This window comes from Niastella yeongjuensis, from assembly GCF_900110245.1.
GTDB lineage: Bacteria > Bacteroidota > Bacteroidia > Chitinophagales > Chitinophagaceae > Niastella > Niastella yeongjuensis.
Map to the genome: position 1 here is coordinate 1 of NZ_FOCZ01000019.1, position 21,267 is coordinate 21,267.

The window sequence follows — 21,267 nt, forward strand, 5'->3', positions numbered from 1 at the left end:
TATCCGCCAATCAAGAAGGCCTATGATTTATCAATGAGACTGACTATCATCTTCAACTCCTGCAAGTGCAAAGAAGAGGCGTTTAAAAAACTGGCTTTATGGTTCAATGAAATAGAAGAAGCGGGTATTGAATCTTTTAGGACCGTTTATAGATCCATCGAAACACACCACCCAAGTATCTTGAATTACTTTAATAACAGAAGCACCAATGCTTCGGCTGAATCTTTTAATGCAAAAATCAAATCTTTTAGGGCTTCTGCCAGAGGGGTAAGAGACATTAACTTCTTCTTATTCAGGCTCCAGAAAATCTATGCGTAAAAACCTAATCCCCCAACTATTTGACTTGATCCATCTTTTCCGCGCCATCGCGAATGCCTCTTACCAAATAAAAAACCCATCCCGGTTAAACCGAAATGGGCTTATTTGCTCGTCGGGAGGACAGGATTCGAACCTGCGACCCCGTGGTCCCAAACCACGTATTCTACCGGGCTGAACTACCTCCCGAGCATCTTTCTGGTTGTTACCAACCTACCAAGATTGAGGTAAAAATCTCCGCTTCAGCTTTCGCTTTGGCGGCCTTTCGCGGAGAGGGAGGGATTCGAACCCTCGGTACAAGTTTAAGCTCGTACAACGGTTTAGCAAACCGGCCCTTTCGGCCACTCAGGCACCTCTCCTTTTCCAGCGGGAGGCAAAATTAAGAGTATTCTTTCAAATAAAAATCAATTACATAGAGAAATCTCAAAAATGTTTTATTTTTTTTCAGAACTAGGTTAATAAACCGGCTGAAAGTAGCGTCCAGATTCATTTTTGGCAAAGTCACTTTGTTTGAAGTATTTACAAAAATTATTTACGACGGTATCAAGATGTAGAAGTGAAGCCATTTTACCGGTACCCAGTCCTTTCCCCAAGGTTAGTTTCAATAAGCGCCGCATCTCTTCAAATCCTCCTCTGGTTCGCCACAGGAAGCTCCTCCTTATCTCTTTTTGCATTAAATGAATAGTGAACTGGCCAGTAAAACACAAGCATTTTATGGCCCAAGGCGCGGCAGTCAGGCCCCAACCGAAGAGATAACCAGGACCTGACAAGGATAAAATTCCTTTCGGGTCCCTGTTATGTCCTTGTTAGGTCCCTGCCATGTCCTTGTTAAGTCATCTTTAAACCGGGTATTGTCTCAGACATTCCTCAGAAGCAGACTAAACAGTTACCTTTCAACTGTTTGAAGACCTGGGAAATGCCCCAAAACAAAAAATCCCTCCCGGCTGGCCGGGAAGGATTCGATATATAAATTTTGAAAACTATTTTTCTACATGGCGGCCAGTTGCACCTTTTGCTGTAATTCCATTACGCTCTCGCGGAATGTGCTATCGGTGTCCATCAGGTCTTTTACCGTTTGGCAGGAGTGGATAACTGTTGTGTGATCCCGACCACCGAAATGCTCCCCAATGGTCTTTAATGAGTTTTTGGTGAATGCTTTGGCCAGGTACATAGTAATTTGCCGGGCCTGAACAATTTCACGCTTACGGGTTTTTTGTAGCAGTTTGTCGTAAGGCACATCGAAATATTCGCATACCATTTTCTGGATGGTTTCGATAGTGATTTCTTTGCTGCTAGTTTTCACGAAATTACGGAGGACTCTTTTTGCCAAGTCTAGGTCTATTTCCCGCTTGTTAAGCGAAGATTGTGCCAATAATGAGATCAAAGCACCCTCCAGTTCCCGTACATTGCTGTTGATATTATAAGCCAGATACTTAACTACTTCTTTGGGCATTTCCAACCCGTCATTCTTCATCTTCCGCTCCAGAATTTCGATTCGGGTTTCATAGTCGGGCACCTGCAGGTCTGCACTTAACCCCCAACGGAACCGGCTTAACAACCTTTCCTGAACCCCTTCCAGGTCTTTGGGTGGTTTATCGGAAGTCAAGATCAATTGCTTGCCACTTTGATGTAAGTGGTTAAAGATGGCAAAAAAAGCATCCTGCGATTTCTCAGCCCGGTTAAAGAACTGAACGTCGTCTATTATTAACACATCTATCAGTTGATAGAAATGTATAAAGTCATTGATGGCATTATTACGGCTATGGTCCTGAAACTGGTTAATGAATTTTTCAGAGCTCACATACAACACCACTTTGTTTGGATGCAGCCGCTTTGTATCATTACCTATACTCTGTGCCAGGTGGGTTTTTCCCAAACCAACACTACCATATATTACTAAGGGATTAAACGAGCTGGCGCCTGGTTTTTCCGCAACGGTTTTTCCTGCCCTGCGGGCCACACGATTACTATCACCTTCAATAAAGTTCTCAAATGTATAAATGGGATTGAGCTGCGGATCAATCTGCATTTTTTTCAACCCCGGAATTACAAAAGGGTTCTTAACCGGATTATTTATAATGAGTGGAAAATCCATCTCATTACTTGAAAAAGTTTTGTAGCCGTGTGTAGGAACATCCATAGTTAGCGGTTTGTTATTGTGATTACCACTATCAACCATTATCCGATATTCTAATCTGGCTTCCTTACCCAAAACCCTTCTTAATGTTTTCGCCAACAGATTTACATAATGCTCTTCCAGGTATTCGTAAAAGAATTGACTCGGAACCTGAATGATAAGTATATTGTCTCTCAGCTCTACTGGTTTAATTGGCTCAAACCAGGTTTTGAAATGTTGCCACTCAACAATATCCTTTATTATTTCCAAACAGTTACTCCAAACTTTTTCGGACGTCTTAGCCATTATACTAGAAGCAGTTTTTTTATGTTGAGTTAAGTTGCTATTCATCTTTAATTGCGCACATTATTCTGACTTCACAGGACAGTTGGGGAATCTCAGAAACTTAAAAAGGGCGACGAATATCAAATTTTTCTTCTGAAAAAAAAATTTTTTATTCACTAGTTTTTGACAATTCTACACTTGGCCTGACTTATTATTTTATTTTATTTTTTACTGTCAAAATAATTCCGTTCAATAACTATCCCATGCAATTATTATGCGCAGATTTTAGTTACTGTTCCAACCAGTGAACACTGGCTAATACAAGTGACGTTTCGCAAAAAGCAGCACTCCATTTATTCAATAACTCACAACCAGTACTGCGTACTTTTGCGACACTACTAGTATTAGCAGCGCTCATTAACTTAATATATGCCCGGGAAATTTTTTTGTGCGGGCCTGCCGACCGATACCGTGAAGCTCCTGGTTTACATTGAACGGATTTTATAGTGTTGGTTTTGCAGGAAATACTAAAGAAGAAAGACAACAACGCAGTGATATCAAACAATTCTTTCTTCATATTATTTATTGGATGCTATTGAAGGTACAAATAATTTGAAATGCAGGAAATATTAATCCTCTTTTTTTTATTTCTTGATTCAAAATAAAAAACCAGCGACACCATTGCATTAACTGGAAAAAAGTTATAGATTAACTTTTTACTGCATTAGCTATAAAAGTACCAATATCCAATAACGCTTGTAAGCTTAAAGTGCCCCAAGGTATTCAGGTATTTTATAAAAGCAATAACACTTAGCGGTATAATTTTATACTCCCTGTTCATTTATAAATAATTATCTCCTGCTACTACAAAACATAACAAATAAACCTTCACTTTCACCATTACAAAAGCTAAATAGCTGTATTGCATTAGCAATTCCCATAAATAGAAATCTTTCTCTAATTCGGTTCTAATAGTTCGTGGAACACTTTTGTGAATCGTAAGGTATTACCTTTGCAGGAAATAATTTTTAGGTTAACTACCTAACACTATGCAACAACGAATCACTTTAAAGCTTCTTCCTGCTGAAGCTGCCAACGAATCTATAATACAGCAATACGCTGCGAAAAGTTTAGGACTGTCAGTAACTGCCATTACCGGTTTCCAGATTGTTAAAAGATCTATTGATGCTAGAGGCCGTCAGGCATGGATCATGTTGACGATCACTGCATTTATAAACGAACCATTCATCCAGCGAAGTGTTAAAAAACTTTTACTGCAGGATGTTGCAACCGCCTCGCAACAAGTGATCATTGTAGGCGCCGGCCCTGCAGGTTTGTTTGCTGCACTGAAACTGATTGAACAGGGTATTAAACCAATTCTTCTTGAAAGAGGTAAAGATGTACGCGCCCGCCGCAGAGACCTGGCCGCACTCAATAAACAAGGCACAGTAAACCCCGAAAGCAATTACTGTTTTGGTGAAGGTGGCGCCGGTACATATAGCGATGGTAAATTATATACACGTAGCACCAAACGTGGCGATGTGGAGCGTATCTTAAATATACTGGTTCAATTTGGCGCTCAGGAAAAGATCCTGTATGAAGCACATCCACACATTGGTACCAATAAATTACCCGAGATCATTACTGCTATAAGAGAACAGATACTTGCCTGTGGCGGTATTTTTCTATTTGAACAAAAAGTAACAGACCTCTTAATAAAGGATAACAGCATTTATGGTGTTAAAACCGCCACTGGCGATTCCTTCCATGCCAATGCGGTGATCCTGGCTACCGGACACTCGGCCAGAGATATTTTTGAATTGCTTCATAGTAAAAATATTTTAATTGAAGCAAAGCCCTTTGCACTCGGCGTTCGTGTAGAACACCCGCAAAGCATAATCGACACCATACAATATCACTGCGCCCCTGGTAAACACCGCGACGATTTATTACCACCTGCCTCTTACAGCCTGGTGCAGCAGGTAAACGACAGAGGTGTTTTTTCTTTTTGCATGTGCCCCGGAGGGATCATTGCACCCGCATCCACCAGTGATGGTGAACTGGTTGTGAATGGCTGGTCGCCCAGTAAACGGAATAATCCCTTTGCCAATTCGGGAATTGTTACGGCTGTTGAGGTAAAAGATTTTATACAATTCCAAAAGAAACCATCTCCATTATCAGGCATGTATTTTCAACAAGCTGTTGAACGTAAAGCCTTTCAATACGGTGGCGGTAAATTTGTAGCGCCTGCCCAACGTATGGTTGATTTTACGCAAGGGAAAAATTCTACCTCCTTACCTGATTGTTCTTATTTACCTGGTATTTCTTCAGCTCCATTGAAGGAAGTGCTGCCGCCTTTTGTTTATTCATCCCTGCAACAAGCCTTTATTGAATTCGGGAAAAAAATGAGAGGGTATTTTACCAATGAAGCAGTTCTGGTGGCTACGGAGTCAAGGACCTCTTCGCCCGTTCGCATTCCCCGCGATGCAGAAACAACACAACACCCGCAAATAAAAATGCTTTTCCCTTGTGCTGAAGGCGCTGGTTATGCCGGTGGTATTGTAAGCGCGGCAATGGATGGAGAGCGCGTTGCGGAGAATATTGCTGCCCTTTTGGAAGCCTGATGTGTTGTTATATTAACAATTGATTCAGATAACTGCTGTTCGTTTGTAAGTTATTGAGTTCTTTAATTGCTTTTTAAGAACCCAATAACTTCTAAACTAAATAACTTATAATCTTTTGTTGATTTTACTCCCCAATTCCCCAATACCAACTAATCTTCTTTATCGTAGCCTTGTCTTGATATTAATAATTTTTTCTCTAACAATTTGTTTTTCCTGAACGCCTCATATTCCGTTTTCAGTTCCTCTTTTTCCTTATCGAAATCTGCTGATTGAAATTCCTTGTTCAAATTAGGACAACCGGCATCCATCCAGCTTGTGTACCAGAAATCTGCGACCAGGTTGGCAGAACTGATCAATCGTTGATTGATGGTTTTCCCCAGTCTGGCGCTATATGCTTTGGCAAAGGCAGACGTATAACTTTTACTCTCCTTGCCGTAACGCATTTGCACCCGGTACTTCTCTCCTTCTGTAAATGATTTGCTTACTTCTTTCTCCTGTTCAAATATATCATGCAGTAATTTTTGCGACTGGCGGATCGCTTTCCAGATATTTCTTTCAGGATGCTTCAGGTAATGCGCCTTGTGTTTGCTGCGCAAATCGTATTGTTGTATTTCCAACTCGGGGATCATAGACTCCCATAAACTGTGCAATCCTTTTTGTCCTGTCAATTGCCCGTCATAATTCTCCGATACATGCAAAGGCACATGCGCATCGCTTATATAATGGCCCAGGTCAATGGCGTAAAACAGCATGCTGTCTTTATTTCCACTTTTAAAGGCGGCGGTAAGCCGATCTTTCATGGTGATCACATAATAAGGTACATAACCGCAATGGTTTAAACTGTCCTTCCCGTACTTCTTCAGGGCATCTTCCCACTTCAGGGGCATTTTCCAGGCAGCAGAATCACCATACAACTCCAGGTCAATGTAATGTTTGGGTGCTTCTTCCTTGTCCTGGTTCCGCCGCTGATCGGGCCGTACCGATTGCTTCACCATCTCATTTAAATTATGGTGGAAGAACATACGCATCGAAGGTGGCAACTCATAAACTGCCAGCTGATGAATGGTCCGATGACCCAGAAATCCCCAGCTGCTACATATAATAAATGTCGCTATTAACACACTACCTATTACTATCAGTCGTTTCATGCTGCTTTTTTTGTAATGAAATTGCATAAATATAGGATGCGTATGTAACAATTATGATTTTTTTGCTACTAATTAACTGTTTCGTTATCTTAAGTATCAGACTTCCCTCAAAAGCTCGCATACATGAACAGACTGGACGTTAAACATCTCAAAAAATATTATACTTCGCAAAAAGCGGTAGATGATATCAGTTTCTCCCTTGCTCCGGGCAGCATCTTTGGTTTGTTAGGCCCAAACGGTGCCGGCAAAACAACGCTCCTCAGAATGGTAACCGGGATCCTGTACCCCGACGAAGGCGAGATCACCTTCGATGGGCAACTGTTCAACCCCGACAAGGACAATGCCTATATAGGTTATATGCCCGAAGAAAAAGGCCTGTACAAAAAAATGAAGATCGGTGACCAGGCCATTTACCTGGCGCAGTTGAAAGGCCTAAGCAAAGCAACCGCTATGGAACGGGTGAAACACTGGTTCATAAAATTTGAAATGCAAAGCTGGTGGAACAAGAAAGTGGAAGACCTGAGCAAGGGCATGCAACAAAAACTGCAGTTTGTTACCACTGTTTTGAACGATCCCAAACTCATCATCCTCGATGAACCGTTTAGCGGGCTCGACCCGGTGAACAGCAATCTTATTAAGGAAGAAATATATATGCTTGCGCAAAATGGTGCCAGCATTATTTTCAGTACGCACCGAATGGAGCAGGTGGAAGAAATATGCGACCATATTATTCTTGTAAATAAAGGACAAAAAATACTCGATGGGTCGGTGAACGGCGTTAAGCAACAATTCAAAGAAGCCATCTTTTCCATTGGGCTCGACAGCCAACCCGGTCAAATAAATTCTCCTGCTTTTGAGATCATCAACAAAAAAGAGCAACAACTGATCCTGAAAATAAACGAAGGGTTCAGGTCAAACGATGTGCTGCATTTTTTCCTTCAGCAGGAGGTGGGCATCAACTCCTTTCAGGAAATATTGCCTTCCCTGAGCGACATATTTATAAAACTGGTAGAGGGCACTCCACTCACCCGGCAATTTCAAACAGTAACTGCTTAATACGATATTGTCATGAACAAGATCTTACTTGTTATACAACGTGAATACCTGGTACGGGTTAAGAAAAAATCATTTGTATTTACGACTATACTGATCCCCCTTGTCATCATTGGCTTTTATGCCGTCATATTTGCTATTAGTGTAAGTGGGGGACACGACAAAAATACGGTAGCAGTGATTGACCAGGCCGGATTTTTTAGTTCCAATATTGAAAATTCCAAGGGAGATGAATCGAAATATATAATTATCACCGACCAATCACTCGAAACGTTCAAAGGCAATTATAAAAGTAAAGGCTATGATTACCTTTTATATATCCCGCCTATGGATGTTACAAAAAGCACCAGCAATATTCAACTTTTCAGTCCATCGCCGCTGGGGTTAAGTCAAAAAAGAAAGATAGAAAGAACGATCGATAATGCTGTTGAATTAAAAAGGCTGCAATCGGCTAATATTCCGCGTGAACAGTACCGTTCCATTCAATCGGATGTTTCCATTGAAAACAAAGTGTTGAATGGAAAGGAAGAAAAGAAAAACGTTGCCATTGTTGCACAAACCGTTTCATTCGCTTGTGGCATGCTTATCTACGTCATAATGTTGATTTACGGCACCATGGTAATGCGGGGAGTGATGGAAGAAAAGATAAGCCGTATTGCTGAAGTAATGGTTAGTTCGGTAAAACCATTTCAATTAATGATGGGAAAGATCATTGGCATAGGCGCCGTAGGACTTACCCAGTTCGCCATCTGGATTACATTGATTGTTACTTTACGATATGTACTGCACATTCCGGGCCTTGACTCCATAGGAACAACACCAGGTATGGCAGAAAGCGGAGGCATGATGACTACCATTAACACCGGCTTAGGGTCATTACCCTGGGCTTTAATTATCTCCTGCTTTATCTTTTATTTTCTGGGCGGTTATTTGTTGTATGCCTCATTGTTTGCAGCTATTGGCAGTGTGGTAAGTGAAGATCAAAGCGAAGCTCAGCAATTTGTGTTTCCGGTAATGATGCCAATCGTCCTTGGCTTCGTCATTATGTCCAAAGGCATGTCTGACCCCAATTCACCACTGGTGATTTTTGGCAGCTTATTTCCGCTTACATCGCCTGTGGTGATGATGGGCAGGATAATGTACAATGTGCCCGTGAGCCAGATCATTGCGTCTATGCTATTGTTAGTGCTGGGCATTCTGTTCTTTACCTGGGTAACAGCTAAAATTTATCGCACCGGCATATTAATGTATGGGAAGAAAGTTACCTGGAAGGAAATGATTAAATGGACTTTCCGAAAAAGCTAGTGCAGGTTATTATGTTATTGAAGTTATTGGGTTATTTAGTTGTTAGGTTCGTTGGTTTTAAAACGCAGGAACCTAATAACTTTGTATCCATATGCTTCACTTCATAGCCATAGTAGCTCCCGATAACATAAACCAACAGGTATTGCACTGGAAACACTACATGCGTGACCGGTTCTTGTGTAAAGTGGCCTTGAAATCGCCGGCACATATTACGCTCATTTCTCCTTTCGATATGCCTGAAAATCTGGAGCCTGCTATGCAGGAACTATTACTCCCGTTTGCAGCCCAACAACAGGGCTTTTCCGTTCACTTGAAAAACTTCGCGGCCTTTAAACCGCGGGTAATATATGTAGATGTAATGCCCGGCGTCGCATTGAATGAATTGAAAACAGCTCTTGAAACTACACTTTTGCAAAACAACCGCTTTCTCATCAAAAAAGAAGAACGCCCCTTTCACCCGCACGTTACCATTGCCAACCGCGGCCTCCGTAAAGAAGATTTCCCTGAGGCCTGGCAGTATTTTCAACACCTCAACTATGAAACATCCTTTACTGCCAACACCATTGCCCTGCTGCGTCATAACGGTCAGGTATGGGAAATAGCCCGGTCATTTCCATTTGGCTTTAAACGTTAAAAAAGATTTTACCCCTTAAAATATTTTCACCCCATGCAACATTTTACGAAATCCATCGTATATTTATACGAAAGATGTCGTAATTAGTCAATCTTTAAAAGTAAACAACCATGAAATTGAATCAACCGCTTATCCGCTGGGGTTCGCTGGCGCTGGTAACCAGTGTAGTTACGTTACTGGCTTTTACCGGCGGCCCGCAAAAGGAACAGAGCATTTTTAACCATAACACCGATACCATTCCCACCCAAAAAAGAAATAAAATTACCAGGGAAGATGCCAATGATCGCGACCTGGATAAAGAGTTACGCCAGCTGGATGATGCCAAAGAGAAGCTGGAACAAATGAAAGACAGGGACTGGGAACAGATCTCAAAGCAGGTGGAAGAAACGATCTATAAAATAGATTTCGATAAAATACAACAACAGGTTGATGAAGCTGTGAAACGCATAGATGTGGAGAAGATGCACCGCGAGGTGGAAGAATCGCTTCGCAGGATAGACTTCGATAAAATTCAACAGAACATTGATCAGGTTAACAAAGAAGATCTAAAACGGGAGATTGAAAAGGCCAGAAGAGAAGTGGAGAATGCACTCAGAAATGAGGAATGGAAACAGGAGTTGAAAGAAGCCCAACGGCGTAGCAAAGACGATGTTCAGAAAGAACTCGACAACGCCAAAAAAGAAATGGACCGGGTAAAAGAAGAACTCCGCAACCAGAAATTCGATTTCAAAAAAGATATGGACAAAGCCCGGGAAGAAGTTGACAAAGCCAGGGAAGAAATGAAAGGATACCAGGAATTGATCTACGAAATGGAGAAAGACGGTTTACTGAACACTAAAGAAGATTACAGCATCGAGTATAAATCGAGCGACCTGTTTATCAATGATAAGAAACAACCACAATCAGTAACTGATAAATACAGCAAGTACTTTAAGAAAAAGAATATAGCCATAAAAAAACAAGGTGGTAAAATGAAAATCAACCATCAGGAACGTTCGGATACGCATTTAGACTAGTGATTTTCTCATTTCGCCTCCCGGTTCTCCGGGAGGCTTTTACCCCCCATCAACTGATCGTAAAAAGAAAAGAGGCCATCCGCCGTTGCGGATAGCCTCTTTTTATTTTTAGTTAGTTTATTCTAAATTATCCTTCCATCATCCGGAAGAAAGGGTGGAACACATCGCCCTCATCTTCCAGTGGCAGGTTGGTAAGATCGAAGCTCATTTTCAGGGAAACACCTTCTTTAATTATGATCCCCTCACGGCGGGTAGTTTTATAACCTTTCTTCTCCAGGATAATGATCACCTCACCTACGGGCATTTGCGGCACTTTAAAGTTGCCCAATGCATCGGTAGTGAATTCTTTCATCTCCTTGCCTTTTGAAGTGGAAATTGATACCGTTACGCCTTGTACTGGTTTTTTGGTATATGCATCAGCTACGCAGCCCTGTAATACCGGTTCAGTCGATTTACGAAGACCGTTATCGCCGTTAGCTTTGGTTAGCAGAGAAAGAGGCAATAACGCTGCTAATAACAGGTAATTCTTTTTACCTCTCATAAAAATTAGTGTTTAAAAGGTTGGCAAACCAAACATCAGCTGCCATAAGTTTTCAACCAGGACCAAACATAAAGACACCAGGTGCGTACATTATGTTGCATTCCCTGCTTGAAGATACTCAAATTTTACCCAGATAAGTTGGTTTTTTCGCCGAAATATTTTATCAGGATTCGCCCAGATCTATTTCGGTATTATCGCCAATATTTAAACTGCGGCTCTCCCCTTTTACTTCGGTATCGCTGCCAATGAGTGAATTGGTTAATACAATATCGTAGAGGTCTGCAAATGAGCCTATAATAGAATCTTTAATTATCGAATAATTGATGGTGGTTTTTTCGCCAATGGTTACATTAGGCCCCACTATGGAGTTTTTGATATCGCAGCCTTCGGCCACGCTTACAGGGGGGATAATGATGGTATTTTCAAAATTGTGCTCGGGTGAAATAATCCCGCCAAACTTTTTTAGCAAAGTGGCATTCGACTCCAGTAAGGTATCCTTCTTGCCACAATCGAACCAGTTCTGCACCTTGAATGGCTGAAACCGGGCGCCATTCTGGATCATGCATTCCAGGGCATCCGTTATGCTGAATTCGCCGCGGCTCATAACCTGGTTCATGATATTGCTTTCCAGACAATTGAACAGGAAAGACGTTTCTTTGATGCGGTAAATACCTACGAGGGCCAGGTTCGATTTGGGGATCTGTGGTTTTTCAACCACGCGGGAAATGTACCCATCTTCACCCAGTTCGGCCACCCCGAAATCGCGGGGATCATCAACCCGTTTTACGCCCAGGGCAGAGCAGGGCATATCGAGCAGTTCCTTTACATCATATTCGCAGATGGTATCACCCAGCACGATGAACATTTCATCATCGCCCACGATGTCTTTGGTCAATTGAATGGCATGGCCAATACCGTGACGTTCGCTCTGGGTAACGAACCAGGCTTTCAATTCGGGATATTTCTCTTTTACGTAGTCCTGTATTTTATCGCCCAGGTACCCTACTATAAAAACAAATTCACTGATACCCGCATCGCGCAACTGGTCAACAGTAATGCTGAGGATAGTTTTGCCGGCAAGGGGTATAAGTGCCTTTGGTTGAGTATACGTATGTGGTCGCAGTTTTGTGCCTGCACCTGCTACGGGAATGATTGCTTTCATTTGAAAAATATTTGCTTTTCAGCCATTCCGTCTACCAGTTGGCAGACGAAGAACATCCATGCTTATTTATTGAACTTCTGCTTTCTTTTTTTACTAGGCCGCCAAGCACTGTTATAACTTGAAAAACAAGTGGTTTGTTTTTTTTCAAAGCCGTGAAAATAGTAAAAATTATTTTACCAGCGTTTGTTAGCATAAAAGATGCCCTAAGCTTAACCCTTTGGAAAGGGTCCTCCTACGCTAAAGCTTCGGCGGACAAAGCAGAAAATCCTCCTTTATCAACAATATCAACCCTGTCAACCTGCTTTGCCCCCGACTGCGTGCTGCCTAAGCTTTAGTGAAGGCACAAGCCTTGGCATAGGCGGGTCAACTTTTCAACTCCGTTAACTCCCCAAACCGCTGTATATTTGCGCCATGCAAAAAGACACGCTTGTTTTTGACCTTCTCAAGAAAGAATTGGAACGTCAAAGAAATGGAATAGAACTCATTGCTTCAGAAAATTTTACATCATACCAGGTAATGCAGGCCATGGGCACTGTACCAACCAACAAATATGCGGAAGGCTATCCCGGCAAACGCTATTATGGTGGTTGTGAAGTGGTAGATGAAATTGAAACGCTGGCTATTGAGCGCCTGAAAAAGGTTTTCAATGCCAGTTGGGCCAATGTGCAGCCCCATGCAGGCGCCCAGGCAAATGTGGCCGTATTCTTAGCCTGTTTAAAACCAGGCGACAAGATCCTGGGTCTGGATCTGAGCATGGGTGGTCACCTTACCCATGGCAGCCCCGCCAACTTCAGCGGTAAAAACTACCAGGCGCTGTCGTACGGGGTGAGTAAAGAAACCGGTTTGGTTGACTATGACCAGCTGGAGTCCATCGCCAGAAAGGAAAAACCAAAAATGATTATTTGTGGCGCTTCTGCCTACAGCCGCGACTGGGATTATAAACGCATCCGGGCGGTAGCCGATGAAATTGGCGCCCTGGTAATGGCCGATATTGCCCACCCCGCAGGTTTAATTGCTAAAGGTTTGCTCAACGATCCTTTTGATCATTGTCATATTGTAACCTCAACTACCCATAAAACATTACGCGGTCCCCGTGGCGGTATCATCATGCTGCGTCATGATTTCGATAACCCACTGGGTATTAAAGACCCTAAAGGCAATATCCGCTCTATGAGCTCCTGCCTTGACCTGGCCGTTTTCCCTGGTATGCAGGGCGGACCGCTGGAGCATGTGATCGCTGCCAAAGCAGTAGCTTTTGGTGAAATCCTCACCGATGAGTTCAAAGCCTATGGCGAGCAGATCATTAAGAATGCCCAGGCTATGGCCGCCTCTTTTGTTAAACGCGGTTATAACCTCATTAGCAATGGTACCGATAACCATTTAATGCTGATTGACCTGCGTAACAAAAACATCACCGGTAAAAAAGCCCAGGAAACCCTCGATAAAGCACACATTACACTTAACAAAAATGCAGTGCCTTTCGATGATAAGAGCCCATTCGTTACCAGTGGTATCCGCGTTGGTGTTCCTGCGATTACTACCCGTGGTATGAACGAAGGACATATGGAAACAGTAGTAAGCATGATCGATAAAGTATTAATGGATACTGATAATGAAGCTACCATCACAACTGTTAAGAATGATGTATATGCCTTCATGAAACAGTTCCCGTTATATCCTGAATTGGGATAGGTCAGTGGTGAGTGGTCAGTGGTGAGTAGGTTCCCGAATTTTTAGCAATCTGATTTTTCGCGAGCTTACTCACCACACACAACTCACTTAGCGTATTCACTACTCACAAACATTAACCCATGATCCAACGTCTACAGTCAATTTGGTTACTTTTGGCTGCCGCAGCCGCTTTTTGCAGTTTGAAGGTCCCCTTTTACAGCGGGCCTATGATCGTAGGAAATCAAACCCAACAGGTTAAATTAACTGCGGAAAGTAATCTGCTTTTATTGATCTTAACTGCAGGTGTAGGCATCGCTTCGCTGATCGCAATCTTCTTATACAAAAACAGAAAGAAGCAACTCCGTATCGTTTTACTGACTCTGTTAGTATCTATCCTCAACCTGGGTCTGTTCTTTATTGAAATAAAAAAGTTTGTTCCGGATCAGGGCAATTTGACCCTTACTGCTGTATGCGCCCTCTTTGTTCCCATTCTGTTGTTCTTTGCAATCAGGGGAATTCGCAGGGATGAGAAACTGGTAAAGAGTCTGGACAGGCTTAGATAGTGAGTTGTCAGTTACTCACTGTCTTACTTCCCCAGTTCCAATTCATATGCAATAAACTTCCTCCCATCTTTCAATGCGGTGGTGATCACTTTTACCCTGATGGTAAAGGTGCCATTGCTGTATAAGGTATGCTGGGCTTCCTTGAAATCGAATTTCGCCGTGCTGTGATAGTTATTGGCCAGCAGCCAGGCAGCTATTTCCTGGTATTCTTCTTTTTTATAGGTGCGATAGGTGATCAACCGGCTTTTCAGGTTTCTGACGGCCGCATCGGCATAAATAAACGATCGTACAACCGCTTTGCCATCTTCCTGCTTATCGAACCAGGAATACTGAAATAACGAACTGGTTGAATCAACATCCTTTTGCATCAACAGGTACCCGTCCTTCTTAAGAGTGGTATCTATCCCAACCGGGGTCCAGTCGAGCATGCCGATCAACTGCTGTACAGCTATTTCCTGTGAGTGCGCGCTTACAGAAGTGATTATCAGTAGTAAAGAAATTATAAATTTATACATTCAACTGCTATAGTTTTTGCAATGTAAGCATTCCAAATGTGTTCATTGTGTTAAAAGGCTACAAAGGGGCATGGTGAAAATCGGCTACCCTCCCTCGTAAATACCTCAACGCGCTCACAATCACAATTTAATCTTACAAATGATTTTGAAATCTGATTTTTATTATTACCTTAGCCACCATATCCACCCCCTATTAAAATAAAGGAAAAGAAGACCTTTAGATTTCATTCCCCTTGACGTAGTAGCCATACTCCAATATCTGTTAGAATTTCCTACCTGTTGTATTTCCCTAGTTGAAACTTTTTTGTATTTAGTCCAGATCCTGTGTATATCCCACCAGTTTTGGTTTTGTTACTCCCTAATTATTCCACTCCTGTCTAAAGCCTTTGCGGTCTTACACGAGGTAAGTCGCTAACTGTAATCCGTACGTTTTTACAAACTGCGGCAAGGCTTTGTATTCTATTTTCTGAACCAAATAAATGTATGTATGAAAAAGTTTTACCTCTTGATTTTGGCATTGGTTACTTATGCCGCTACTACAAACGCTCAATGTCCGGCGGGACTTTATGTACAACCTTACAATTATGGCACTTACACTAAATTGTTTGTTGCCTTTGCCCCTGTTGGCGACAACGGTACTGCCATATTAACTGTGATTGATGTTTTTAACAAACCCATTCCCAGCATAAGACCTCCACATAATATTAATACCACTTTGACTGCTGATGTTACCGGAACAACAACCGGCGGAACCTTTGAATACAATTTTGAGAGTATTGGAAAAGTTCAAATAGAGTGGTTCGAGGGTGGTGTTTTTAAGCAATGTGTGGTTACGAATCTTCCGCCTCCAGCTTCCCTCCCCATCAAATTATCTTCTTTCACCGGTCGTTTAAGCACTGAAACTGAAGCTACGATCGCCTGGTCTTCTTCCCTGGAAGAAAACAGTTTCAGATATGAAGTAGAAAGAAGCGCTGATGGAAAGAACTTTGTAAAGGTGGGTACAGTAACCGCTGCCGGAACTTCTGTACAAACCGTTAAATACTCATTCAATGACCCACTTCCTGGTAGCGGCGCTTATTTCTATCGCCTTAAGCTGGTGGATCAGGATGGCAGATCTGAATATTCAAAAACGGTGTATGTGAACAGCAAAAAAGGCGCTGGCGTGGTTACCAAAGTGTTCCCGAACCCATTCACCAGCGAAATACAGCTGATCGGCGCTACTTCTGCTGACCTTACTACCAACAACATTAAAGTATTCAGTATTACTGGCCAGCGCGTCGATTATCGCATTGTGGGCGCCAACGCCATCGCAATCGATGACAATGCCCCCAGAGGTTTGTACATCATTAAGATCAAGGATCAAACGTTCAAGCTGAGCAAACAATAAGGTATAGTTACCGCAAGTAACACTGTGTTATAAAAAAAGCTGTTCCGGTAGCCGGAACAGCTTTTTTAGTGGTGAGTGGTGAGTTGTGAGTGGGAGGCTGAGCTTTAGAGTGCCTGCAAAGTTGGCGAATACCGAAATTTTTTGAACTAACTCACAACTGACAACTCACCACTCACTACAAAAATTTCCCCGTATAACTTTCCTTCACTTTCTTCAATCCTTCCGGCACACCGGCATATACGATCTGTCCGCCACCATCACCCGCTTCGGGGCCCAGGTCTATGATCCAGTCGGCGCTTTTGATCACATCAGTATTGTGCTCAATTACCAGAATGGAATGTCCCTGTTCTATCAACGCATTGAAACTGGTGAGCAGCTTTTTAATATCATGAAAATGCAAACCGGTAGTGGGTTCATCAAAGATGAATAAGATATGCCCCTGCCCGCGTCCCTTACCCAGGAAGGAAGCCAGCTTTACGCGTTGCGCTTCACCACCCGACAGGGTATCTGACGACTGGCCCAGTTTAATATAACCCAGGCCCACATCACTCAGGGGTTTTATTCTATTGATGATGTCTTTTTCATCTTTAAAGAATTCCAGCGATTCATCTACACTCATTTCCAGCACATCGTACACGCTCTTTTCTTTATAGGTCACTTCCAGTACTTCTTCCTTGAACTTCTTGCCACCGCATACTTCGCAGGTAAGGTGCACATCGGCCAGGAACTGCATTTCAACAATTTGTTCGCCTTCGCCTTTACAGGTATCGCAACGGCCACCGTCAACATTAAACGAAAAATGTTTGGGTTGAAAACCACGTATTTTGCTCAGCGGTTGTTTGGCAAACAGGTCCCGCACTTCGTCCCAGGCTTTGATGTAGGTTACCGGGTTACTGCGGCTCGATTTACCGATCGGGTTCTGATCTACCAGTTCTATCTGTGAGATATAATCTATATCGCCGGTAATGGCTTTATGCAAGCCCGTTTTATCAACCGGTTCGCCTTTTATCTTTTTTAAGCCGGGGTAAAGGATCTGTTTTACCAGGGTGGTTTTACCACTGCCGCTTACGCCGCTTACCACACACAACAGGTTCAATGGAAAGGTTACATCCACGCCTTTCAGGTTGTTCTGCATGGCTCCTTCTATGTTCACCGACCGGTTCCATTTACGTACGGTGCGGGGCACTTCAATCTTAAGATCGCCGCGCAGGTACTTGCCCGTAAGACTTTTATCGTTTTTGATAATGGCGTCATAATCACCCTGGGCTACCACTTCACCACCCAGGTGTGAAGCCAGTGGTCCCATGTCGATGATGTAATCGGCTTCGCGCATCATCATTTCATCGTGTTCAACCACTACTACCGTATTGCCCAGATCGCGCAGTTCTTTTAACACCTTTATCAGTCTTTCGGTATCGCGTGAGTGCAAACCGATAGAGGGTTCATCGAGTATATACAAAGAGTTAGTCAGGTTGCTGCCCAACGACCGGGTCAGCTGAATACGCTGGCTTTCGCCACCACTCAGGGAGTTGGCCAGGCGGTTGAGGGTCAAATAACCCAACCCTACATCCAGCAGGGTTTTCAACCGGTGGTTTATTTCAATTAAAATACGCTTACCTACCTGTTTATCGTACTCGCTTAACTGCAGTTCGGCAAACCATACGGCCAGGTCTCTTACCGGCATTTCGCACAGCTCGCCAATATGCATGCCACCTACTTTTACATACAATGCTTCCTTACGCAGGCGATAGCCATGACAATCGGGGCATTCAGTACGGCCGCGGTAACGGGATAATAAAACCCGGTATTGTACCTTGTACAGATTCTGTTCTACTTCTTTAAAGAAATCGTTGATCCCGTTTACAAATTCATTGCCTTCCCACAGTATTTTGAATTGGGCTTTGGAAAGCTCCATAACAGCTTTATGTACCGGAAAGTCGAATTTGCGGGCGCCGCGGATGAACTGGTCTTTCCAGGCCCCCAGTTTCTCCCCTTTCCAGGGCGCAACAGCGCCTTCGTATACGCTTAACCTTCTGTCGGGGATCACCAGGTCCTCATCGATACCCAGCACCTGGCTAAAGCCTTCACAGGTAGGACAGGCGCCAAACGGGTTATTAAAGGAGAACAGGTTGGGAACGGGTTCTTCGAACAGCATGCCATCCAGTTCGAACCGGTTGCTGAACTGGAGTTTGGTTTTGCCATTCACTTCCAGCATCAGTTCGCCTTCGCCTTCATAAAAAGCGGTGCCAATGGAATCGGCCATGCGATGCCGATCGTCCTCATCGAAATCCTTTACCACCAGCCGGTCAATCAGCACATAGGTATCACCGGTGAGTTTGGGACCGGAACCTTTTTCGTTGGCCGCGTCGATCAGCTCTTCGATGCGCAGTATTTCGCCATTGTATAAGCGGGAAAATCCTTTTTGCAAGAGGATGTTCAGCTCTTCCAGCGGTTTTCGGTTCTTATGCTGTTTGAAAGGGATCAGAATAAGGACCTTATCGCCGGCCGGCCGTTTGGCAATTGCGTCAATAACATCGTTGACGTCGTCTTTTTTTACCTCACGGCCTGAAACAGGGGAAATGGTTTTACCTGTACGGGCGAACAGTAGCCGCAAGTAATCATAAATTTCTGTCATACTTCCCACGGTACTGCGTGGGGTACGTGTAATTACCTTTTGTTCTATCGCAATTGCCGGGCATAAACCCTTGATAAAATCCACATCGGGTTTTACCATACGCGCCATGAACTGGCGCGCATAAGCACTAAGGGATTCTGCATACCTTCTTTGCCCTTCAGCAAACAAAGTGTCTATGGTAAGTGAGGACTTTCCCGATCCAGAAACACCGGTAACTACGATAAACTTGTTCCGCGGAATCTCTACCGAAATGTTTTTTAAGTTATGTACCCTGGCCCCCTTTATGAAAATGTTATCAGAGGACTTAGGCACAGGACTTGCTAATGTATTAGCCTTTGTTGATGTTGCCATAATATTAAGGATACAAATTTATTATATAACAGCGCTTTTCGTAAATAGTTTCTTTAGCGGTTATTGGGTAAAAAAATCTAAAAATTGCTTAAAGTTTGCTTTTTTCGAAAAAGTCTCTATCTTTAGTTGGTAATTTGTACAACGAAACGAAAACTAAACACACACCGCCTATCAGCAGGACACTTCTACTCAGAAAAGCCATTCATATATAAAAATCCATTTAATAAATATCCTATCACCTTCAAAAAACCGTAGAAGTTATGAGTTCACTACGTAAAAAGACCGATCATGAGTTAATCCAGGACTTCCAGGATGGAGATCTGTATGCTCTTGAGACACTCATTCTCCGCCACAAGGAAAAGATGTACACTTCCATTTTATTCCTCGTTAAGGACAAATATCTCGCCGAAGATATTTTCCAGGATGTGCTTATCAAGATCATTGACACTATTCGTGGAGGTCGTTACACAGAGGAAGGAAAGTTTCTTCCCTGGGCAATGCGTATTGCTCACAACTTGTGTGTTGATCATTTCCGTAAGGTAAAACGTACCCCTGCTATCAAAACCAGCGACGACAGGGATATCTTCGAGGTGATCAATTTCACAGAAGACGGTGCGGATCAAAAAATGATGAAGCGTCAAAGTTATGACCGCGTTCGTCAAATGCTTGATCTGTTACCGGATGATCAACGCGAAGTGATCATTTTACGTCATTATGCCGATCTGAGCTTCAAAGAGATCGCAGCCCTGACCAATTGCAGCATCAATACTGCATTAGGCAGAATGCGTTATGGCCTGATTAACCTCCGCAAAATGATGTTACAAAAAAAGATCGCTTTGTAGGACTTTTTTACTTTTGGGTACTTCAGAAAAAAATTTAACAGCATTTTCTGATTAGGGAACGGAACAAGCTGCTTAGATTTGAGATAACGATTCGAAAAAGTAAAAATATTGTCATTCTGGCCCTCCATCCGGGCCCATTTCCTGAATTGCTTGCTTGCCGGAAGGCTGGAACAGAATGACGCCTAATTAAACACCCCGCTCAGGCTGAGCGGGGTGTTATTTTTTGTATATTGGGATTGGCAAAAAAGGGAATCAGACAACTACATCAAATCAAACCTTTATGCCAACAAACATTTTGTACGGTTTCGTACTGCTCTTATTCGTCATTTCCTGTAACGACAAAGACTCACCGATTGATCCTCCCACTGATCCGGTTAAGAAATGCCGCCTGGTAAAAATGATCCAGGGAACGAACAATGGTGCCGTGAATGACACCACCTTTAATTTTTACTATGATGCCGCAGGAAAACTATATATGGTCACCGGATCCTACGCCGGCTACCGCCGCATTGACACCTCATTAATAACGTATAACGATTCGGGAAAGCTGGTAAAAATTTCAACGCCCGGCTCCGCTTATGGAACAACGTTTTCGTATACCAGCAATGGTTTGCTGAGTGAAATAAACCACAGCAGCTATGACCCAATGAGGATGAGGTATGTGTATAACGGCACTTCTATCCTGCCCGAAAAGTGCGTAGCATTCAGATTATCCGGCACCAGTGGTACCCCGCTAGACACTACAGAGTACCGTTACACGTCACAAAACGGCAATATCGTTTCCAGTGAAACTTTTAGAGGTGGTGTTTCAAGGGGCAAAAGTACCTTTGAGTTTGACACCATACCTAATCTGAATGCCGACCTGGCTTTGATCGATCTGTTTGATCAACCACTACTTTTTGGATTTGAGTTTTTTTACTTCAACAAAAACATGTTCAAAAAAGGCGGCAGCACCTACCTTACTTATAAACTGGATTCAGGCAGGTTAGTACAAAGTTTAACTTACAAAGATCAAAACCAGCTGCCCAGTGCTACCCGCAATTATTTTTGGGAATGTAATTAATAAAACGTCTTTATAAATGAATAACCCTCCCGAATAAATTC

Annotated in this window: 18 protein-coding genes and 2 tRNA genes; 11 read left to right on the plus strand and 9 right to left on the minus strand. The window is 42.9% G+C overall.

Going from position 1 to position 21,267, the window contains the following annotated elements:
* A partial coding sequence (locus BMX95_RS30990; protein WP_143067625.1) for a transposase occupies window positions 1-318 on the plus strand: 318 nt, incomplete at its 5' end.
* Window positions 319-430: 112 nt separating this feature from the next.
* On the opposite strand, the gene BMX95_RS30995 is transcribed toward BMX95_RS30990, so the two are convergent.
* From BMX95_RS30995 to BMX95_RS34740, 4 genes are all read right to left on the minus strand, one after another.
* Window positions 431-504: transfer RNA gene (locus BMX95_RS30995), tRNA-Pro, on the minus strand.
* Window positions 505-583: 79 nt separating this feature from the next.
* A tRNA-Ser gene (locus tag BMX95_RS31000) sits at window positions 584-674 on the minus strand.
* 629 nt (window positions 675-1,303) lie between these two features.
* The gene (dnaA, locus tag BMX95_RS31010) at window positions 1,304-2,737 is read right to left on the minus strand and encodes a chromosomal replication initiator protein DnaA (RefSeq protein WP_081200821.1); all 1,434 of its coding nucleotides are present in this window, start codon (window positions 2,735-2,737) and stop codon (window positions 1,304-1,306) included.
* 268 nt (window positions 2,738-3,005) lie between these two features.
* Window positions 3,006-3,293, minus strand: a complete 288-nt coding sequence (locus BMX95_RS34740) for a hypothetical protein (protein ID WP_133053927.1) — start codon at window positions 3,291-3,293, stop codon at window positions 3,006-3,008.
* Window positions 3,294-3,765: 472 nt separating this feature from the next.
* On the opposite strand from BMX95_RS34740, the gene BMX95_RS31015 reads away from it, so the two are divergent.
* A complete protein-coding gene (locus BMX95_RS31015) occupies window positions 3,766-5,340 on the plus strand; it encodes an NAD(P)/FAD-dependent oxidoreductase (RefSeq protein WP_081200820.1) in 1,575 nt (524 codons plus the stop codon).
* Window positions 5,341-5,489: 149 nt separating this feature from the next.
* Here the strand turns inward: BMX95_RS31015 and BMX95_RS31020 are convergent, their stop codons facing one another.
* Window positions 5,490-6,488, minus strand: a complete 999-nt coding sequence (locus BMX95_RS31020) for a zinc dependent phospholipase C family protein (RefSeq protein ID WP_165758945.1) — start codon at window positions 6,486-6,488, stop codon at window positions 5,490-5,492.
* Window positions 6,489-6,611: 123 nt separating this feature from the next.
* Between BMX95_RS31020 and BMX95_RS31025 the strand changes: the two genes are divergently transcribed.
* The 4 genes from BMX95_RS31025 (at window position 6,612) to BMX95_RS31040 (ending at window position 10,496) form a co-directional block, all read left to right on the plus strand.
* A complete protein-coding gene (locus BMX95_RS31025) occupies window positions 6,612-7,544 on the plus strand; it encodes an ABC transporter ATP-binding protein (protein WP_081200818.1) in 933 nt (310 codons plus the stop codon).
* 12 nt (window positions 7,545-7,556) lie between these two features.
* A complete protein-coding gene (locus BMX95_RS31030; RefSeq protein WP_081200817.1) occupies window positions 7,557-8,846 on the plus strand; it encodes an ABC transporter permease in 1,290 nt (429 codons plus the stop codon).
* A 91-nt stretch (window positions 8,847-8,937) separates the two neighbouring features.
* Complete coding sequence (locus tag BMX95_RS31035) at window positions 8,938-9,480, plus strand: 2'-5' RNA ligase family protein (RefSeq protein ID WP_081200816.1); 543 nt, start codon at window positions 8,938-8,940, stop codon at window positions 9,478-9,480.
* Window positions 9,481-9,590: 110 nt separating this feature from the next.
* The gene (locus tag BMX95_RS31040; protein ID WP_081200815.1) at window positions 9,591-10,496 is read left to right on the plus strand and encodes a hypothetical protein; all 906 of its coding nucleotides are present in this window, start codon (window positions 9,591-9,593) and stop codon (window positions 10,494-10,496) included.
* A 127-nt stretch (window positions 10,497-10,623) separates the two neighbouring features.
* On the opposite strand, the gene BMX95_RS31045 is transcribed toward BMX95_RS31040, so the two are convergent.
* Together BMX95_RS31045 and BMX95_RS31050 are read right to left on the minus strand one after the other, a co-directional pair.
* The gene (locus BMX95_RS31045) at window positions 10,624-11,037 is read right to left on the minus strand and encodes a carboxypeptidase-like regulatory domain-containing protein (protein WP_081200814.1); all 414 of its coding nucleotides are present in this window, start codon (window positions 11,035-11,037) and stop codon (window positions 10,624-10,626) included.
* A 163-nt stretch (window positions 11,038-11,200) separates the two neighbouring features.
* Window positions 11,201-12,199: a sugar phosphate nucleotidyltransferase gene (locus BMX95_RS31050; protein ID WP_081200813.1), complete on the minus strand. Its 999-nt coding sequence runs from the start codon at window positions 12,197-12,199 to the stop codon at window positions 11,201-11,203.
* Between the two features lie 411 nt (window positions 12,200-12,610).
* Between BMX95_RS31050 and BMX95_RS31055 the strand changes: the two genes are divergently transcribed.
* Both BMX95_RS31055 and BMX95_RS31060 read left to right on the plus strand, forming a co-directional pair.
* Window positions 12,611-13,891, plus strand: a complete 1,281-nt coding sequence (locus BMX95_RS31055; protein WP_081200812.1) for a serine hydroxymethyltransferase — start codon at window positions 12,611-12,613, stop codon at window positions 13,889-13,891.
* A 119-nt stretch (window positions 13,892-14,010) separates the two neighbouring features.
* Window positions 14,011-14,433 carry a DUF4293 domain-containing protein gene (locus BMX95_RS31060; protein WP_081200811.1) on the plus strand — a complete coding sequence of 141 codons (423 nt, stop codon included), beginning with the start codon at window positions 14,011-14,013 and terminating at the stop codon, window positions 14,431-14,433.
* A 23-nt stretch (window positions 14,434-14,456) separates the two neighbouring features.
* Here BMX95_RS31060 and BMX95_RS31065 read toward each other — a convergent pair whose 3' ends face one another.
* Window positions 14,457-14,948 (minus strand): hypothetical protein, encoded by a 492-nt coding sequence (locus BMX95_RS31065; RefSeq protein WP_081200810.1) that lies wholly within the window; start codon window positions 14,946-14,948, stop codon window positions 14,457-14,459.
* A 487-nt stretch (window positions 14,949-15,435) separates the two neighbouring features.
* On the opposite strand from BMX95_RS31065, the gene BMX95_RS31070 reads away from it, so the two are divergent.
* Complete coding sequence (locus BMX95_RS31070) at window positions 15,436-16,335, plus strand: T9SS type A sorting domain-containing protein (RefSeq protein WP_081200809.1); 900 nt, start codon at window positions 15,436-15,438, stop codon at window positions 16,333-16,335.
* Between the two features lie 175 nt (window positions 16,336-16,510).
* On the opposite strand, the gene uvrA is transcribed toward BMX95_RS31070, so the two are convergent.
* Window positions 16,511-19,321: an excinuclease ABC subunit UvrA gene (uvrA, locus tag BMX95_RS31075; RefSeq protein ID WP_081200808.1), complete on the minus strand. Its 2,811-nt coding sequence runs from the start codon at window positions 19,319-19,321 to the stop codon at window positions 16,511-16,513.
* A gap of 260 nt (window positions 19,322-19,581) precedes the next feature.
* Here uvrA and BMX95_RS31080 point away from each other — a divergent pair, with 260 nt between their 5' ends.
* Both BMX95_RS31080 and BMX95_RS31085 read left to right on the plus strand, forming a co-directional pair.
* Window positions 19,582-20,163, plus strand: a complete 582-nt coding sequence (locus tag BMX95_RS31080) for an RNA polymerase sigma factor (protein ID WP_014223477.1) — start codon at window positions 19,582-19,584, stop codon at window positions 20,161-20,163.
* Between the two features lie 280 nt (window positions 20,164-20,443).
* Window positions 20,444-21,226, plus strand: a complete 783-nt coding sequence (locus BMX95_RS31085) for a hypothetical protein (protein WP_133053926.1) — start codon at window positions 20,444-20,446, stop codon at window positions 21,224-21,226.
* Window positions 21,227-21,267: the final 41 nt, after the last annotated feature.

Coding starts and splice junctions, on each gene's coding strand:
- BMX95_RS31060 (WP_081200811.1), top strand. CDS start 14,011: ATGATCCAACGTCTACAGTCAATTTGGTTACTTTTGGCTGCCGCAGCC.
- BMX95_RS31070 (WP_081200809.1), top strand. CDS start 15,436: ATGAAAAAGTTTTACCTCTTGATTTTGGCATTGGTTACTTATGCCGCT.
- uvrA (WP_081200808.1), bottom strand. CDS start 19,321: ATGGCAACATCAACAAAGGCTAATACATTAGCAAGTCCTGTGCCTAAG.
- BMX95_RS31080 (WP_014223477.1), top strand. CDS start 19,582: ATGAGTTCACTACGTAAAAAGACCGATCATGAGTTAATCCAGGACTTC.
- BMX95_RS31025 (WP_081200818.1), top strand. CDS start 6,612: ATGAACAGACTGGACGTTAAACATCTCAAAAAATATTATACTTCGCAA.
- BMX95_RS34740 (WP_133053927.1), bottom strand. CDS start 3,293: ATGAAGAAAGAATTGTTTGATATCACTGCGTTGTTGTCTTTCTTCTTT.
- BMX95_RS31040 (WP_081200815.1), top strand. CDS start 9,591: ATGAAATTGAATCAACCGCTTATCCGCTGGGGTTCGCTGGCGCTGGTA.
- BMX95_RS31015 (WP_081200820.1), top strand. CDS start 3,766: ATGCAACAACGAATCACTTTAAAGCTTCTTCCTGCTGAAGCTGCCAAC.
- BMX95_RS31050 (WP_081200813.1), bottom strand. CDS start 12,199: ATGAAAGCAATCATTCCCGTAGCAGGTGCAGGCACAAAACTGCGACCA.
- BMX95_RS31035 (WP_081200816.1), top strand. CDS start 8,938: ATGCTTCACTTCATAGCCATAGTAGCTCCCGATAACATAAACCAACAG.
- BMX95_RS31045 (WP_081200814.1), bottom strand. CDS start 11,037: ATGAGAGGTAAAAAGAATTACCTGTTATTAGCAGCGTTATTGCCTCTT.
- BMX95_RS31065 (WP_081200810.1), bottom strand. CDS start 14,948: ATGTATAAATTTATAATTTCTTTACTACTGATAATCACTTCTGTAAGC.
- dnaA (WP_081200821.1), bottom strand. CDS start 2,737: ATGGCTAAGACGTCCGAAAAAGTTTGGAGTAACTGTTTGGAAATAATA.
- BMX95_RS31055 (WP_081200812.1), top strand. CDS start 12,611: ATGCAAAAAGACACGCTTGTTTTTGACCTTCTCAAGAAAGAATTGGAA.
- BMX95_RS31020 (WP_165758945.1), bottom strand. CDS start 6,488: ATGAAACGACTGATAGTAATAGGTAGTGTGTTAATAGCGACATTTATT.
- BMX95_RS31030 (WP_081200817.1), top strand. CDS start 7,557: ATGAACAAGATCTTACTTGTTATACAACGTGAATACCTGGTACGGGTT.
- BMX95_RS31085 (WP_133053926.1), top strand. CDS start 20,444: ATGCCAACAAACATTTTGTACGGTTTCGTACTGCTCTTATTCGTCATT.